General features: G+C 43.6%; 13 protein-coding genes. 8 read left to right on the top strand and 5 right to left on the bottom strand.

Features of this window, described 5'->3' with window-relative positions; translation table 11 throughout:
• The first annotated feature begins 14 nt into the window (after positions 1-14).
• From CGB83_RS03595 to CGB83_RS03585, 3 genes are all read left to right on the top strand, one after another.
• Complete coding sequence (locus CGB83_RS03595; RefSeq protein ID WP_157761295.1) at positions 15-1,451, top strand: T9SS C-terminal target domain-containing protein; 1,437 nt, start codon at positions 15-17, stop codon at positions 1,449-1,451.
• A gap of 77 nt (positions 1,452-1,528) precedes the next feature.
• Positions 1,529-1,960, top strand: a complete 432-nt coding sequence (locus CGB83_RS03590; RefSeq protein WP_100074559.1) for a transposase — start codon at positions 1,529-1,531, stop codon at positions 1,958-1,960.
• A gap of 13 nt (positions 1,961-1,973) precedes the next feature.
• Positions 1,974-2,303 carry a helix-turn-helix domain containing protein gene (locus CGB83_RS03585; protein ID WP_100074558.1) on the top strand — a complete coding sequence of 110 codons (330 nt, stop codon included), beginning with the start codon at positions 1,974-1,976 and terminating at the stop codon, positions 2,301-2,303.
• A gap of 74 nt (positions 2,304-2,377) precedes the next feature.
• Here CGB83_RS03585 and CGB83_RS03580 read toward each other — a convergent pair whose 3' ends face one another.
• Together CGB83_RS03580 and CGB83_RS03575 are read right to left on the bottom strand one after the other, a co-directional pair.
• A complete protein-coding gene (locus CGB83_RS03580) occupies positions 2,378-4,198 on the bottom strand; it encodes an ABC transporter ATP-binding protein (protein ID WP_100074557.1) in 1,821 nt (606 codons plus the stop codon).
• A 160-nt stretch (positions 4,199-4,358) separates the two neighbouring features.
• Positions 4,359-5,072 (bottom strand): AAA family ATPase, encoded by a 714-nt coding sequence (locus tag CGB83_RS03575; RefSeq protein ID WP_100074556.1) that lies wholly within the window; start codon positions 5,070-5,072, stop codon positions 4,359-4,361.
• 753 nt (positions 5,073-5,825) lie between these two features.
• Between CGB83_RS03575 and CGB83_RS03570 the strand changes: the two genes are divergently transcribed.
• On the top strand, positions 5,826-6,161 hold the full coding sequence (locus tag CGB83_RS03570; protein ID WP_100074555.1) for a DMT family transporter: 336 nt from the start codon (positions 5,826-5,828) through the stop codon (positions 6,159-6,161).
• Between the two features lie 97 nt (positions 6,162-6,258).
• Here CGB83_RS03570 and CGB83_RS03565 read toward each other — a convergent pair whose 3' ends face one another.
• Positions 6,259-6,996: a DNA-formamidopyrimidine glycosylase family protein gene (locus tag CGB83_RS03565; RefSeq protein ID WP_100074554.1), complete on the bottom strand. Its 738-nt coding sequence runs from the start codon at positions 6,994-6,996 to the stop codon at positions 6,259-6,261.
• 70 nt (positions 6,997-7,066) lie between these two features.
• On the opposite strand from CGB83_RS03565, the gene dgt reads away from it, so the two are divergent.
• The 4 genes from dgt (at position 7,067) to CGB83_RS03545 (ending at position 13,369) form a co-directional block, all read left to right on the top strand.
• Entirely contained in the window at positions 7,067-8,422 is a 1,356-nt protein-coding gene (gene dgt, locus CGB83_RS03560) for a dGTP triphosphohydrolase (protein ID WP_100077478.1), read from the top strand.
• Between the two features lie 61 nt (positions 8,423-8,483).
• A complete protein-coding gene (locus tag CGB83_RS03555; RefSeq protein ID WP_100074553.1) occupies positions 8,484-9,422 on the top strand; it encodes an SPFH domain-containing protein in 939 nt (312 codons plus the stop codon).
• A gap of 564 nt (positions 9,423-9,986) precedes the next feature.
• Complete coding sequence (locus CGB83_RS03550) at positions 9,987-11,189, top strand: GTP-binding protein (RefSeq protein ID WP_100074552.1); 1,203 nt, start codon at positions 9,987-9,989, stop codon at positions 11,187-11,189.
• Positions 11,190-11,347: 158 nt separating this feature from the next.
• Positions 11,348-13,369: a DUF3857 domain-containing protein gene (locus CGB83_RS03545; protein WP_100074551.1), complete on the top strand. Its 2,022-nt coding sequence runs from the start codon at positions 11,348-11,350 to the stop codon at positions 13,367-13,369.
• 262 nt (positions 13,370-13,631) lie between these two features.
• Here the strand turns inward: CGB83_RS03545 and CGB83_RS03540 are convergent, their stop codons facing one another.
• Entirely contained in the window at positions 13,632-13,994 is a 363-nt protein-coding gene (locus tag CGB83_RS03540) for an Mpo1-like protein (RefSeq protein ID WP_100074550.1), read from the bottom strand.
• A 103-nt stretch (positions 13,995-14,097) separates the two neighbouring features.
• The gene (locus tag CGB83_RS03535) at positions 14,098-15,771 is read right to left on the bottom strand and encodes an APC family permease (protein WP_100074549.1); all 1,674 of its coding nucleotides are present in this window, start codon (positions 15,769-15,771) and stop codon (positions 14,098-14,100) included.
• Positions 15,772-15,943: the final 172 nt, after the last annotated feature.

Raw genomic sequence — 15,943 nt, 5'->3', positions numbered from 1 at the left:
ACATGAGAAATAATATGATAAAAAAATACGTCCTTACCTGTATCTTTTATGCTGTAATGGCAGTAACGGCACATAGTAAAGCACAGATGGCCGGGAGCCCGCAAATGTCTTTTTATGCGGTTACGGCCAGGTATGGTGGGACCGACCAGGATTATTTGTACTCCGTGAATAATACTTCAGACGGAGGCTTCATCATGGGTGGCTATTCTGCTGCGGCATCATCCGGATCACAGGATCAGACAGGAAGCACCGGCAAAGGCGGACTGGATTATTGGATCGTAAAAACGGATACTACCGGCAATATCCAGTGGCAGAAACGATATGGAGGAACCGGAGATGACCAGCTGTACAGCATTGTCCAGACCAGCGATAACGGATATGTCATGCTGGGAAGGTCAGACGCCAGTTCTGCATCTACCGGAGACCAAGCCGGAACTGCAGGAAAGGGAGGAATAGATTACTGGCTCATTAAAACCGATGCCTCCGGCAATATCCAGTGGCAGAAAAGGTATGGCGGAGCAGGGGATGATGTAGTGAATGGTGCTAATTCCCTTGTCCAGACTTCTGACGGAGGTTTTTTCATCGGTGGGTATTCCGTGGCAGCCTCAGCGAATACGGGAGACCAGGCAGGAAGCACCAATTACGGAGGATATGATTACTGGGTACTGAAAACTGATGCATCAGGAGCCATTCAATGGCAAAAAAGGTATGGAGGCAATAACGACGATTATCTGTATTCTGTAAAGCAAACACAGGACGGAGGATACGTTATAGGTGGAAATTCTAATGTAGCAGGAGGTAATCAGTCCGGGCTAAACACCAACGGAAATATGGATTATTGGCTGGTAAAGGTTAATAATGCCGGAGCGATACAATGGCAGAGAAATTACGGATCTATGGGTGATGATAATCTGAACGATGCCAGACAAACCAGTGATGGCGGTTATATCATGGCAGGGCATTCATCTTATGGTCTTGGCCTGTCTGGTGACCAGTCTGGTATTACACCATATGGAAATACTGACTACTGGATTGTTAAAATCAGCAGTACCGGCGATATTCAGTGGCAGAAAAGGTATGGAGGTGCATCTACTAATTATTGTTATGCGATCCGGCAGACTTCAGACGGCGGCTATATGATCGGAGGATTCTCTGATGCCAACTCGGCCAACACAGGACTTCAGGCCGGTTCTCCCGGATACGGCGGCAACGATTACTGGGTGTTGAAGACAGATAATTCAGGAGCCATCCAGTGGCAGAAGAGGTATGGAGGTGCTGCCGATGATTTCCTCTACAGCATTTCCGAAACGCCTGATGGCTATCTGTTCGGAGGCTTTTCTGCGGAAGGATCGTTCAATACCGGCAATCAGGCAGGAACCAATAAACAGGGCGGATTCGATTTCTGGGTCGTGCGGACTGATAAAAATGGTCATGTAGGGATGGTGCGATAAGAGTAAAATCATACCGGAAAATTTTCGTTTTGCCGGCCAAAATGTTAACTTGCATCCCTAAACATTAAAAAACACAAATGATGTTCAAAGACATTCACATCGGCAAGCTGATCGTGAGGAAAGTCCGTGAAAGTGGTATAGAGATGCCCAGGATCATGAATTTCCTTAAAAAGACAGAGGCGGAAATTTTAGCAATGTACGATTCCCCGGATCTGGAAACCGGGATACTGCTCCGCTGGAGCAAGCTTCTGGAATATGATTTCTTCAGGCTGTACAGCCAACACCTTATCCTGTATGCTCCGCCATCCGGAGCCGATAAAAAGAAAAATGCTTCGCGCAACACTGAAGAGTCGGGTCTGCCCGTGTTCAGGAAGAACATTTACACCCAACAGATAATCAGCTTTATCCTTGAACAGATTCAGACCGGAAAAAAGACGCCTAATCAGGTGATACAGGAGTACAAAATTCCCAAAACCACATTGTACAAATGGATCAGTAAAAACAAATAATATGGTATAGAAGATGAAAAATACACCTGACTACAAGAAGATCTATCGTGATATGATCGCTTTGAAATATCCTGATAAAGAACAGCTTTGCCAGCCTATTTTAAGCAAAAAGCAGATACAGATTATGGATGTCATCCGGCTGGATGAAATCCTCTCAGAAAAAACGGATACCGAACAGGTAAGGAATAACCAGAAACTCAAGGCCTATGATTTAAAAGCCATCAGGGATATTCTGCAGTTTCAGAAAGAATCCGGGTTTAACAACATGCAGCTTGCAGCCCATTTCAGGCTCAGCAGGAATACGGTTTCCCGATGGAAAAGAATGGTAGAAAACAAAAGCTGATGATCAGTGATGATGCATAAATATTGCAAACGCCGGACAATACGTCCGGCGTTTGCAATATTTTTAATTTCAAGTTACAGTGTCACAGTTTGATCAGCACCCGGACCTGAAGTCTTCCGTTCCCCAATCTGCTGCCGCCACATGGCATAATACAGCCCGTTTAAAGCCAGCAGGTTTTCATGGGATCCCGTTTCAATAATCTGCCCGCGTTCAAGCACATAGATCCGGTCTGCATGCATAACGGTACTGAGGCGGTGGGCAATCAGCACGGTGATCTGGTCTTTTTCCCGGGAGATGTCTTTAATGGTAGAGGTAATAGCTTCTTCGGTGATACTGTCCAGGGCAGAAGTAGCTTCATCAAAAATAAGGAGATGTGGCTTTCTGAGCAGAGCCCTGGCAATAGCAATCCTCTGCTTTTCGCCTCCACTTAGTTTCAGTCCTCCTTCTCCGATAACGGTATCAATGCCTTTCTCAGCCCTTTCAATAAGCGCAGTACTGCTGGACCGTTCCAGGGCCAGCTGAAGATCTGCTTCTGTAGCATCCGGATTGACGAATAGCAGGTTCTCCTTGATCGTCCCCGCGAAAAGCTGGGTATCCTGGGTAACAAAACCGATCTGGTTTCTCAGTTCATCGAAATCAAATGCATTGCCGTTGATATGATTATAGAAAATGGCCCCCTCTTTAGGCCGGTACAGCCCCACCAGCAACTTGACCAGAGTGCTTTTTCCGGAGCCGCTCGGCCCTACGAATGCTATGGTCTCACCATTCTTTACGTTAAAGGAGATGGCATTCAGGGCTTTATAGGATGCTGTCTGGTGCTGAAAAGAAACTCCTTTGAATTCAAGTTCGCTGATCGCTCCGATCCTCTCTGGGGTAAGCGGTTTTTCCTCTACGTCTTTCTTCATGAGGCGGTCGAAATTATTCAGCGATGCCTCTGCTTCACGGTAAGAAATAATGATATTCCCGATTTCCTGCATCGGCCCGAAAATAAAGAAACCGTAAAACATCAGCGACAGGTATTCTCCCGGCGTCACGATGTTTTTGAAAATCAGAAGCAGCAAAGTCAGGGTGATCAGCTGTTGCAGGAAATTCACCATGGTTCCCTGGATGAAACTCAAAGACCGGATGCTTTTTACTTTCCTCAGTTCAAGACCGAGGATTTTGTAGGTATTATTGTTCAGCCGCCTGATCTCCTGCTGGGTCAGCCCTAAACTTTTTACGATTTCTATGTTCCGCAGACTCTCAGTGGTGCTTCCGGCAAGCGCGGTGGTTTCAGAAACTATGGTCTTCTGGATGTTCTTGATCCTCTTGCTCAGCAGGTTGGTGATAAAGGCAATCAGGAAAATCCCTACCACATAGACCGGCATAATTGACCAGTGCAGGCGGATGGCATAAATAGAGACAAAGATGATGCTTACCAGGATCCCGAAAAAGATATTGATAAAATTGGTGATGAATTTTACACCGTCTTCCCTTACTTTAGTCAGTACGGAAAGCGTTTCCCCGCTTCGCTGGTCCTCAAATTCCTGATAGGGAAGTGCCATTGAATGCTTGAGTCCGTCTGTGAAAATGCTGGCCCCGAATTTCTGGGTAATCACATTCACCACATAATCCTGAAAGGCTTTGGCAATCCTGCTGACCATGGCTGTGGCAATCAGAAGCCCCAGGAAATAAAATACACCGTGATAGATATCCGTACCGTACAGGTAATCATTCAGGCTTCTGGGTAGAGTTTTTTCCTTATCGAAAAAGTTAGGATGCGTCACCAGCTGATCCAGGATCTTTCCGGTAATGGCAGGGCCAAACAGGGAAAATACCTGGTTCACGGTTGCCAAAAGTAAGGATAAGATCAGCAGCCATTGATGGGGCCTCAAATATTTTAGTAATGTCTTCATTTCAATTGTTATAAGCAGCCGTAAAAGTACGGATATAAAAAGTAGGAAATACAGATAAATGCAGGCTTGTGGCTACCTAAAGATCACCTGGCCAGACCCTATATGAGAGTTTTAAACCAAAAATATCCCGATCGATCAGAATCTCAGAAAAGTAGCGGAATTAACCCTTTGTATTTTCTTCCAGCTTCCGGATCAGGTTGCCTTTAACCATGGTCAGCGCGTAATCTTTAGCTTCAGCGAAAGAAATACCGTATGTACGGTCTACAGCTCTGAGGTCTTCCGGAAATCGCGTAAGGAGGTGATCATAATAACGGTCCAGGAATGCTTCTGATGGCAGTTCATACCTGATTTTAAGCTGAAAGCGCCTCAGCAGGGCGGTGTCTATGATCTCAGCGTGGTTGGTCGCACAGATCAGCAAGGCATTGTCCGGGTAATAATCGATCAGCTGGAGCAGTGTATTGACCAGCCGCCTCATTTCGCCGACATCTTTATCATCACTTCCCCTTGCTTTCCCGATCTGGTCCAGCTCATCGAGGAACAGGACAGACCTTTCCCGTGCTGCTTTGTCAAAAATCATTTTAATATTCTGGGAAGTTTCACCGATCCTGGAGGAAACAATATTGCTCAGGTTAAGGATAATAATGTTTTTTCCCAGGGCATGGGCAATCGCTTTTGCCGTCATCGTCTTCCCGCAGCCCGAACTTCCTTCCAGGAGTACCTTGGTGTTGACAGGGAGCCCGTATTCCCGGAGCTCATTGATATAAGTGTGTTCCTTGATCAGCTGCCGGAACTGATGATGATTGCCTTCACTGAGGAATACTTCATCTAATGCGATCTCTTCCTTGTCCTGGATGATAAGATTGTACAGGTTCATTAAGTAAAAATAAATTGGTGTACAAAGATAAGGGGAAATAAAAAAAGCCGGACCTGGGATCCGACCTTACGGCTATAAAAATTAAAATTGTTCTGTATGGGTCTTTTGCAATGTTTTGTATGCTCTTTTACTCCCTGAGTAAAAGAGCAGCCTCCGTAAAGGCTAAAACATTAACAATATAATTTCATATGGAGGCTCTTAAGAAGGCTCAAGAGCAGCTCACTAGTTTCTTTCTCTTCTTACGGTAGTAAAATAAGAAGCAAAAACTACTAAACAAGTTGCGATTCCGATGTAAGTGATCATTTTGATTAATTTTTAATTATTTGACTTTTTTTTATCATTTTTTCAATGACAAAACTACAACTTTCAAATGGGATGCCAAAACGTATAATGCTGATGTATATCAGTTTATTACACTATAGTAATGTTAATATGCAGTGCATTTTGTTTACATTAATTTAATGTATTATTAAGAAATTATATATACTTTTATTGTCTTATCTGTAAAAATTATTGATCTGTTAAAACTTTCACAGACTCTGTTTGATAATTGATAAATCTCAAATCCGGCAGATTTCAATAAATTACATCGTTATAGGTTGATAAAAATCATGTTTTAGGTTCCATATGAACAAAATTTATTGTTCTTTGTCCTGACAGTAAACGGGAATAAAGGTGCAAAAATGGCCGTCAGACGCATTATGACAGCATTTGCTGTCGGAATTGCTTATTTTTGTCAGTAAGAAAACTGATATGGGAAAAAGTTATGTATATCTGTTGCTGGCTATTGTGTGCGAGATTGTAGCCACAACATTTCTTAAGAAATCGGAAGAGTTTACCAGGCTGCTGCCTTCTGTAGTAACGATTGTCGGCTATTCTGCAGCATTTTATTTCCTGAGCATTACGCTCAGGCATATTCCGGTGGGAATTACATATGCCATCTGGTCAGGAGTGGGTATTATAGCGATTACCGTTATCGGAATTATTGCATTCAAGCAAATTCCCGACGGGCCTGCCATTATAGGAATGGCGCTGATTATTATTGGCGTGATCATCATTCATCTGTTTTCAAAAATGGGAACACACTGATATATAGACCAGATATATTGTGCTGATCTGATTTTGTAAACGGTTAATTATGAAGTGAAATATAAAGTACTATACAACTGATACATCAGATGGAGATTCAATGATAAAGCTTCTGATCTTTCTCACAGTAGAAACTCCTTCTCTTTCCTAAACCGGTCTGTTTATTGATCATTTTTCCACCGCAGATCGGACAGGTTTTCTTGGTATGCGCGAGCCAATGCTGTTTCAGGACAGAATCCCTTTTCCAGCGAAGGAAATCAAAGCTATAGTTCCGGGCCTCTTCCATCAGTTCTTTCAGTTTTTTATCAGGCATCTTTCCCAGCAGGCTTTCAGGCTGTACACCGATGCGGAACAACACTTCATTCTTAATGATGTTGCCTACGCCTGAAAAAATGTCCTGGTCCATCAGCGCATCACAGACCATCATGTCCGGATTGGACTTCAGTTTCTTTTTGGTCTTTGCAGGATTCCATGAATCGCTCATTACATCCGCTTCCCAGTCTATCGTATCCAGAAATTCCGGATCGACCAATTTTACGGAGCAGGTATAAAAGTACATGGAATCTTTCCCGAAAAATAAAGACAGCCTTAGGCGTGCATCAGGCCGGATCTGCTCATCGATGCTGAATGAGCCGAACATCAGCAGGTGGATCCTCACGACCATGGTATCAAATACAAGGTAGGTCTGCTTCCCGAACGTTCTGATATCCTGTAAAGTCTGCCCTGTTAAGGGTTCTTTATCAAATTTTGCATCGCCGCCCGCATCGGTAACGGTTTTACCTTTAAAGGGCTGCAGGCATTCTTTCATTAATAGTATGGTAGGACCTTCGGGCATGATCTGGTTTTTCTACAAATAGTCAAATAGTGTTCCGTAACAATAAAATTTAAAGTATTTTTGAACAATGATGAATTTAAACCAGATTTTCACCAATCAGCGCACCGGCAATAATCCGCATACGAAAGCATCCCGAACAGACTTTCAGAGGGATTTTGACAGGATCATTTTTTCATCCCCTTTCAGGAGGCTGCAGAACAAAACACAGGTATTCCCGTTACCGGGGAGTGTCTTTGTGCATAACCGCCTTACCCATTCACTGGAAGTATCTTCCGTGGGAAGGAGCCTGGGAAGTGTGATCGGGGAATTCATCGCTGAACATTATGCTTCTGAGCTTACCGAAGATTCCAAAAGCTTTTACCTTCATAATTTAGGGAACGTCATCGCTGCGGGGTGCCTTTGCCATGATGTGGGCAATCCTGCATTCGGGCATTCCGGTGAAGATGCGATTGCGAGTTATTTTGAACGCAATGAAAACAGCCTGAAGCCTTTGTTTTCAGAGAAAGAATGGGCAGATCTGGTGAATTTCGAAGGGAATGCCAATGCGATCAGGGTGCTGGGGCAGCAACAGCAGGGTAAAGATGCCGGCGGGATCCAGCTGACTTTTGCCACACTGGCCAGTATTGCCAAATATCCCTGTGAGGCAGTGGCACGGGACAAAAAGATCCTGCACAGGAAAAAATTCGGGTTTTTCCAGAATGAAAAAGAGATATTCCTCGATATAGCCAAAGCCGTTCATCTCATCACCGAAAATGAAGAACCCTACATTTTTAAAAGGCATCCGTTTGTATGGCTGGTGGAAGCGGCAGATGATATCTGTTATAATATTATAGATATGGAAGATGCCCATCGCCTGGGTATCGTTTCTACCGCCGACTGTAAAAACCTGTTTTTTGAACTGGTGAAATCTGAAACTGATGATGCAGCAAGAATAGAGCGCAAGCTGAGCTCCATTTCCAATGAGAATGAACAGATTTCCTATCTGCGTGCAAAGGTCATCAATGCACTGATTAACAAATCCATTGAAAGCTATAGACAGAACTTTGATGCGATCCTGTCCGGAACACTGGATAAAGCCCTGCTGGATATGTATAAATGTGAGAACAACAGCCTGAAAGACATTGAAAGCTTCTCCATTGAAAAGATTTACAACCACAAAGCAGTGGTGGAAATTGAGAATGCCGGCTATAATGTTATGTATGAACTGCTGGATCATTTTATCCCGTCAATCGTTAAGCCTGCACACCAGCTGAAGTCCTATGATACAAAAGCCCTGAAGCTGATTCCGAAACAATTTATTTACCAGGAAGGCACGGATTACCAGAAGGTGCTTGGAGTGGTCGATTTTGTTTCCGGCATGACCGATAATTATGCTACCGACCTGTACCGGAAAATCAAAGGGATCGATATCGGGATGACAGTCTAAGTTTTAAAATAAAATGGGTATCTTTAGGGAGCATACAATATTTTAATCCAAAATTTAAACTATGACTTACCTTTTAGTACCCGTCTTTTTCTTCGGACTCATTATTTTCTTTGCTTCTTTTTTCGTGGTAAAGCAGGAAACGGCAGCCATTGTGGAGCGTTTCGGAAAATTCCTGGCCGTACGGCATTCCGGCCTGCACCTTAAGATCCCGATTATTGACCAGATCGCCAAAAGGCTGAATCTGAGGATCCAGCAGCTGGATGTGATCATCGATACCAAAACCCTGGACAATGTTTTCATCAAAATGAAAGTTTCCGTCCAGTACCAGGTGATCAGGGAAAACGTGAAAGATGCCTACTACCGCCTGGAAAACCCTGAAAACCAGATCACATCGTATGTATTTGATGTGGTACGTGCTGAAGTCCCGAAAACAAAGCTGGATGATGTTTTTGTAAGAAAGGACGATATAGCCATTGCCGTGAAAAGCGAGTTGCAGGATGCGATGCAGAGTTATGGGTATGATATCATCAAGGCCCTCGTAACGGATATAGATCCTGATGAGCAGGTAAAGCATGCCATGAACAGGATCAACGCTGCGGAAAGGGAAAAAACAGCCGCAGAATATGAGTCTGAAGCCCAAAGAATCAGGATTGTAGCTGTAGCAAAGGCGGAAGCTGAATCGAAAAAACTTCAGGGGCAGGGGATTGCTGATCAGCGCCGGGAAATTGCCAGAGGTCTTGAAGAATCCGTACGCGTACTGAACAGCGTCAACATCAATTCACATGAAGCCTCTGCATTAATCCTCGTAACGCAGCATTATGATACCTTACAGGCAGTGGGTGCGAGCAGCCGAAGCAACCTGGTGCTGCTTCCGAATTCACCTACAGCGGCCAGCAATATGCTGAATGACCTGGTCGTGGCGATGACTACTGCCACCACAGTAGGAGAGGCCAGCAAAGGCAACTATCCTGCACCGGAGAAAAAAGACTATGAAAAATAATACGGAATTCTGCTGTTTATAATGCTGAAGAAGAACTGGACTTTAGAACGATACAATCTGCACCATCATTGAGTATGACGTACATATGACCGCTATTCAGCATTACTTCAGTGAACTGACAGATATTTCCGATCAAGACTAGCTTCTGTTCTGCTCAAAACTGCATAGGGATCAGTTTCCGCGAAAAGCGCTGATCCTGGAAAGCGGTAAACAGAGAGAAACCTTTCATTTATGGAAAAAGGGATAGTCCGGTTCAATATACCGGAACCGGATTATGACCTTACTTTTGCCTTCGCCTTCGAAAATTCTTTCGTTAGTGCGTACAATTCTTTCTTTATTAACAAAACATCATTCAGATATAATTTTTCTATCTGATAGAAACTCATTTTAATGTATTAATTTTATTGCAACTTTATTGCATTAAAGAAGATTAATTTTTATTTTTGCCATGAATTGGCCTGGTCGGGATGCTTAAGAGTTCGGACAAAATGGATCTGGATATCCTGAATTCTTCCTGTGTCTTTGATCAGTCAATCATTGTTAAATAGAAAATCAACCTCAAAAATGCAAAAAAGAATTCCTGTAACCGTACTGAGCGGTTTCCTGGGGGCTGGAAAAACAACCCTGCTCAATCATGTCCTCCATAATAAGGACAACCTGAAAGTTGCCGTTATCGTCAATGATATGAGCGAAGTGAACATTGATGCACGACTTGTTAAAAATGAGAATTCGCTATCAAGGACAGAAGAAAAGCTTGTGGAGATGAGCAATGGCTGCATCTGCTGTACGCTGCGGGACGACCTGCTGTTGGAAGTAGAGCGCCTGGCCCGTGAAAACCGTTTTGATTATCTGCTGATTGAAGGAACCGGAATCGCTGAACCGGTTCCCATTGCCCAGACATTTTCGTATATCGATGATGAGAGTGGGATCGACCTGTCAAAGTTCAGTTATATCGATACCATGGTAACGGTAGTCGACTGCCTGAATTTCTTTAAGGATTTCGGTTCGGATGAGTTGCTGATGGACCGGGACCTGACTGATATGGAAGGGGATTACAGGACTATTGTCAACCTGCTGACCGACCAGGTGGAGTTTGCCAATGTGATCATCCTTAATAAAACCGATCTGGTAAACGGAGAAACGGTGGATTTTCTTAAGGCTGCCCTCAGGAAGCTCAATCCGGGTGCAAGATTCATCAAATCAGAATTCGGAAAGATAGACCCGAAAGAAATCCTGAATACGGAGCTGTTCGATTTTGAAACGGCACAGCATTCGGCCGGCTGGCAAAAAGAACTCCGGCAAGACCATCACACACCTGAAACAGAGGAATATGGAATAGGGTCTTTTGTATTCAGGCATAAAAAACCATTCCATCCCATACGTTTCTGGAACTACCTGAACAGTGAGTATCCTACAGGAGTCATCCGGGCTAAAGGGCTTTTCTGGCTGGCTTCCAGGCCGGAGGATGCCTTGAACTTTTCGCAGGCAGGCGGGTCTTTCCGGCTGGAGAAAGCAGGCGTATGGTGGTGCAGCATGCCGATGAGCCAACGCGCCAGGTATGCTTCTTTCGCAGAAAATCAGGAATTCATAGAAAGCAGGTGGGACAAAGACTGGGGCGACCGGCAGAATGAAATGGTATTCATCGGCCAGGATCTGAACCCGCAAAAAATGATTGCCGATCTGGAAAACTGCCTGTTGCGAGAGGATGAAAAGTACCTGTTTGAGCAGGATAGGGCGTTTGATGACCCTTTCCCCGCCCATATCTGAAACTGATTTGTACATATATCAATTGAAACGGTCCGGATGATCATTTTGGGCATGATGATCATCAGTTTTTCATAAGATACCGCAGTTGGTATTTGGTTTGTATTTTTTTATTAAGTAATTTAATAGTTTAAAATCAACATCAACAAGAATCAACTATTATGGAAAATCAAATGGTGGCGGAAAATTACAGCATTGTGAAACCTGCAGTGTGGGCGGGAAGTATGGAAGATCAGGAAATTGCAGCGGCGATCAGAGATTCTGACTTTGCGCAGAAGCAGATGGGTGAAGGTAGGGATTACTGTTATTTCCTCAACAGGATTCACTATACCACCAATCAGGAGAACAGTGAATACAGCTGCATGGCCTATACGCTGAATGAACCGTCCAACCTTGAAAGGGCTTCGGTGATGGAGATCGTGGTAGAGGAAAACGAAGTATACCAGATCCACAGGATCAGCGTACTCAGGGACGGAGTTCTGATCGATAAGATCCCGGACACGAAGATCAAAGTCCTGGACAGCGAGAATGAAAGCAGCGGGGGAATCCTGAGCAGCAATAAAAAAATCAATGTTACCATCAGGGACCTCAGGCTGTATGATATCCTGATCCTTGAAGACTCAAGAGTCAAAGTATTCACAGAACGTGATTTTATGCGTAAAAAGTTCTCAAAATATGTTTGGGTAAGTCCGGACAATTATTGGGGATATGGAAGTTATAAATTTACCTTCATTAATGAACGTGAAGAACCGGTAGCCTATAAAAAAATGTTCTTCCGGGATGAACAGGGCCAGGTCGCCGAGCCTGAACTTAACCGGCTCGAAAAAGGAGCTCGTTTTACCTTTGAGGAAAAGGATTACATCAATACGGTAGATTCAGGAAGGGAAATTTTTCCGTTTATTGATTTTGCGACGGAAAATTCGTGGAAAGACCTGTCAGGTTATATTGCCGGCATTTACCAGGACATTTTTGATACTGCATCCCTGGAAGCATTTGCTCCGGATCTTGTACAGAAACTGGATGCCATCACTGACCTGGATGAAAAGCTGCAGTTTGCCATCGAATATGTACAGAACAACATCTATTATATCTTCAATGCCGATGAAATGAATGGGCACTGGCCGCAGGATCCTGCTATTACGTATCAGAACAAACAGGGCGACTGCAAGGCCAAATCCGTGCTTCTTAAGGTAATTCTTGATTACATCGGTGTGGAATCATCCGTGGTCCTGGTAAATTTCCGGGTAGACTACTATATGAAATATTACCTGCCGTCCCTGCTTTCCTTCAACCATGTCATCAATAAAATCAGCTATAAAGGGGAAGATTATTTTGTGGATGCGACGATGCGGGATGAATTCGGAAGGATTGAAAAAAGAGGGTTTATCTACTTCCTGTATTATCTGGAAGTGAAACCCGGACTGGAGCTTCAGCAGAGGAAATCTTACCGTTTCCCGTATTACAGCATTGATGAAAAAGTGGATTTCAGCGTTCAGGGCAATACGGGAACATTAAAAATGGATACTATTTACAGGGGAAACCGCGCCAACAGCTTAAGAAGGTATTTCAAGCACACCAATAAAAGGGAAATCATTGATTCCTGGAATAACTCCCTGTTTTATACCCTCAATTACTCCGGTGACCGCAACGGGACAGATGTAAGAGGTATTTTTCGTGATGCTGCAATCGATATCGTCAGTGACGATAAAGTGCAGAACGAACTGAAGATCCGGTATACCGCAACCATCGATAACCCTTATTTTACCGATGCGCAGAACAACCGTTTTCTGATGTACTTTGACCGGAGTGTAACTAAATCCACCGTCAGGGATTATACGCATAAGGATTTCCTGTTCTGGCATAATTTCGATAGTGAAAAGTATGAAATCCATCTCTCTACCGATCAGAAGATTGATACGGAAGAAAAATATACCGTACAGGAAAGCAATATCAATAACCCGTATTTCACTTATACCAGCCGCAAAAATATCAGTAAGAACGGCGGTACCGTATTCATAGAATACCAGCCGCTTGTTAATGTTGAAATTCCTGCCGAAGATTTCGAAGAATTCAGAAAAGCCCACCATACGGTAGCAGACAGTAATTTCGGATTAGGGCTGGATATTATCGAACCCGGATTCATGAATATGCTGAAGTTCAATTTTAAAAAGCGTTTTAAGTAAGCTATAGATTTGATAAGGCGTTAATCCTATAGCATATAATACACAAGGCTGGCCTGTTGGTCAGCCTTCTATGTTCTTTTGAGATTGGTTAAGGATACTGCTAACCTGCATAGGCGCATAAAGGAGCGGTATTAATTGGCCTGTATTTGCAACAGAAGTTACTATGCCAGCTTAAATGTCCGATGAAAAAATGCTTTTAAACAAATATTCCGGGTTTGCAAAGCAAAACCGGAATATCTTATATTTATTAATGTAATGCGTCTTAATCAGCATAGGCTTCAACATGCCTTACCGTATCTTTTGGGATTTCGTGACCGGCATTGAATTTCTGTTTTCCGATCAGCAGTTCAAAAAACAACCTGAAATCTGAAATCAGGGACCAGACAGGATATTTAAATGTAGCAGGTCTGTTTCTCTCAATAACTGCGTGGCTGAACCATGCAAACCCGTATCCGAAAATCGGGACATACCATAAAAACCGCTCTTTTCCTGAGCTGATGACATAAGCGATCACAAAGAAAACCAGCAGTATTCCGATAAAATGGAATATCCTTGTACCGGTTTTATGGTGCTCAGAGAGGTAAAACTGGTAAAACTCTTTATAGGTTTGTATTCTTGCGGACATGACACTAGTATTATAATTATGAACTACCAGTGCAATAAGTCAGCCAAAAGACGAATCAGTTCAATAAAAATACCGTTGCATACCCATCGGTAACGATGGCCTTTTAAGACTGTTTGCCCAGTTTACTGTTCCGGTATCCGTAGCAGAAATAAATAACCAACCCAATGGCAAACCAAAGCCCGAACCAGAACCAGTTGTCATGGCTCATCCCTGTCAGGAGGTACAGGCATGAACTTAAGCCGATCAGAGGGATTAACGAAAGTTTTTTTACAAATGCAATAACACACAGCACCAGGTTGATCAGGATAAAGAAAAATATCGAGGCCCTGAATTCGCCTTCAGCAGGATCTTTCCAGTCCATCAGGTTTTCAAAGAAAGATGGCTGCAGGATATAAAAGCCAATCAGCCCGCCGATAAAGATCACCGGGAATAGAAACCTGCCGTTGATGTACGGAAGATGGAACCGGCCTTTGATCTTCTGTTTCGCAGGCAGCATCAGCACGCCCGCACACACCAGTACAAAAGCGAATATGGTTCCGATACTGGTAAAGTCAAGGATAAAGCTTTTATCGGTAAACAATATCGGTACTCCAACGACAATTCCCGTAATGATTGTTGCGAAGGAAGGTGTTTTATATTTAGGATGCACGGTCTGGAATTTCTTAGGCATCAGTCCGTCACGGCTCATCACATACCAGATTCTCGGCTGTCCCATCTGGAATACCAGCAATACGGTAGTAATGGCAACAATCGCAACAAATGAAACGGTCAGCTCCATCCATGCTACATTGGCATTTCCTTGTTCAAAAATGAAGGACAGGGGATCACCTACACCGTCAAACTTCCTGTAATCAACCATTCCTGTTAATACCAGAGTGAGGGCAATATAAATGACAGTACATAAAACAAGAGAGATAATCATTCCTTTCGGAAGGGTTTTCTGAGGGTCTTTGGTCTCTTCCGAGAGTACGCTCAGCGCGTCAAACCCGATATAGGCGAAAAAAACTCCGGAAACGGCACTCATGACGCCTGCAAAGCCGTTCGGCATGAAGGATTCCACATGGGTCTGCGGATTTACCGGTGTCCAGTTATCGGTGTTGATGTAGGCGAAACCTACCAGTACGACAAGAATAATCACGGCAAGTTTCAGGATCACCAGGACATTGTTGAAATTTTTGCTCTCTTTTACTCCTACGTAACACAGCCAGGTAATCAGACCGTTAATAACCAGTGCAGGAATATCCACAATGAATTTCAGGCTCCCGATCAGCGGTGCGGTCTTCCAGGCATTAATCAATTCCTGGTTTTCGGAGCCGTTCATAAATGCCTTCTTGGCTTCGGTATAGCTGCAGGTCATATAATCCGGGATGTGCATGCCCATGCGTTCCAGAAAGCTGGTAAAGTAATCCGACCAGGAGAAGGCCACATATATATTTCCGAAAGAATATTCCATAATCAGTGCCCAGCCGATGATCCAGGCAATCAGCTCACCGAAACTGGCATAAGCATAGGTATAGGCAGATCCTGCCGTAGGGATCCTGCTGGCAAATTCTGCGTAACAGAGGGCTGTAAATCCACAGGCAAAACCGCAGATCAGATAAAGTAGGATTACTCCGGGTCCTCCTCGGAAAACAGCTTCTCCCAGACTGCTGAAACTCCCTGCTCCGATGATGGCTGCAATGCCGAAAAAGACGATGTCCCAAACACCCAGAACCCTCGATAAATGAGTGGATGTATCGGTCTCAGAATAAACTTTTCTCTTAAAAAGATGACCCATTAATACCTGTTTTTGTTTGAAAAAAACAAATGTAATGATTCACGGCAAAAGTATGTTAAAAAATAGCTAAATTTTCTCCTTTTTTCCTTTAAATCCTCCATTGCGCTTGTTTAAACAATAAGTTTTCAATACTTTCGTTGACATAACAGACTAATTTTTTTATTCAAAAAAG

Source organism: Chryseobacterium camelliae, assembly GCF_002770595.1.
Classification (GTDB): domain Bacteria; phylum Bacteroidota; class Bacteroidia; order Flavobacteriales; family Weeksellaceae; genus Chryseobacterium; species Chryseobacterium camelliae.
Note: the sequence above shows the minus strand (reverse complement) of the source record. Positions and strands in the feature narration are given on the sequence as shown.

What these genes read in the sequence shown, in the direction of transcription:
- CGB83_RS03595 (WP_157761295.1), top strand. Translation starts at nt 15, where the DNA reads ATGATAAAAAAATACGTCCTTACCTGTATCTTTTATGCTGTAATGGCA.
- CGB83_RS03590 (WP_100074559.1), top strand. Translation starts at nt 1,529, where the DNA reads ATGATGTTCAAAGACATTCACATCGGCAAGCTGATCGTGAGGAAAGTC.
- CGB83_RS03585 (WP_100074558.1), top strand. Translation starts at nt 1,974, where the DNA reads ATGAAAAATACACCTGACTACAAGAAGATCTATCGTGATATGATCGCT.
- CGB83_RS03580 (WP_100074557.1), bottom strand. Translation starts at nt 4,198, where the DNA reads ATGAAGACATTACTAAAATATTTGAGGCCCCATCAATGGCTGCTGATC.
- CGB83_RS03575 (WP_100074556.1), bottom strand. Translation starts at nt 5,072, where the DNA reads ATGAACCTGTACAATCTTATCATCCAGGACAAGGAAGAGATCGCATTA.
- CGB83_RS03570 (WP_100074555.1), top strand. Translation starts at nt 5,826, where the DNA reads ATGGGAAAAAGTTATGTATATCTGTTGCTGGCTATTGTGTGCGAGATT.
- CGB83_RS03565 (WP_100074554.1), bottom strand. Translation starts at nt 6,996, where the DNA reads ATGCCCGAAGGTCCTACCATACTATTAATGAAAGAATGCCTGCAGCCC.
- dgt (WP_100077478.1), top strand. Translation starts at nt 7,067, where the DNA reads ATGAATTTAAACCAGATTTTCACCAATCAGCGCACCGGCAATAATCCG.
- CGB83_RS03555 (WP_100074553.1), top strand. Translation starts at nt 8,484, where the DNA reads ATGACTTACCTTTTAGTACCCGTCTTTTTCTTCGGACTCATTATTTTC.
- CGB83_RS03550 (WP_100074552.1), top strand. Translation starts at nt 9,987, where the DNA reads ATGCAAAAAAGAATTCCTGTAACCGTACTGAGCGGTTTCCTGGGGGCT.
- CGB83_RS03545 (WP_100074551.1), top strand. Translation starts at nt 11,348, where the DNA reads ATGGAAAATCAAATGGTGGCGGAAAATTACAGCATTGTGAAACCTGCA.
- CGB83_RS03540 (WP_100074550.1), bottom strand. Translation starts at nt 13,994, where the DNA reads ATGTCCGCAAGAATACAAACCTATAAAGAGTTTTACCAGTTTTACCTC.
- CGB83_RS03535 (WP_100074549.1), bottom strand. Translation starts at nt 15,771, where the DNA reads ATGGGTCATCTTTTTAAGAGAAAAGTTTATTCTGAGACCGATACATCC.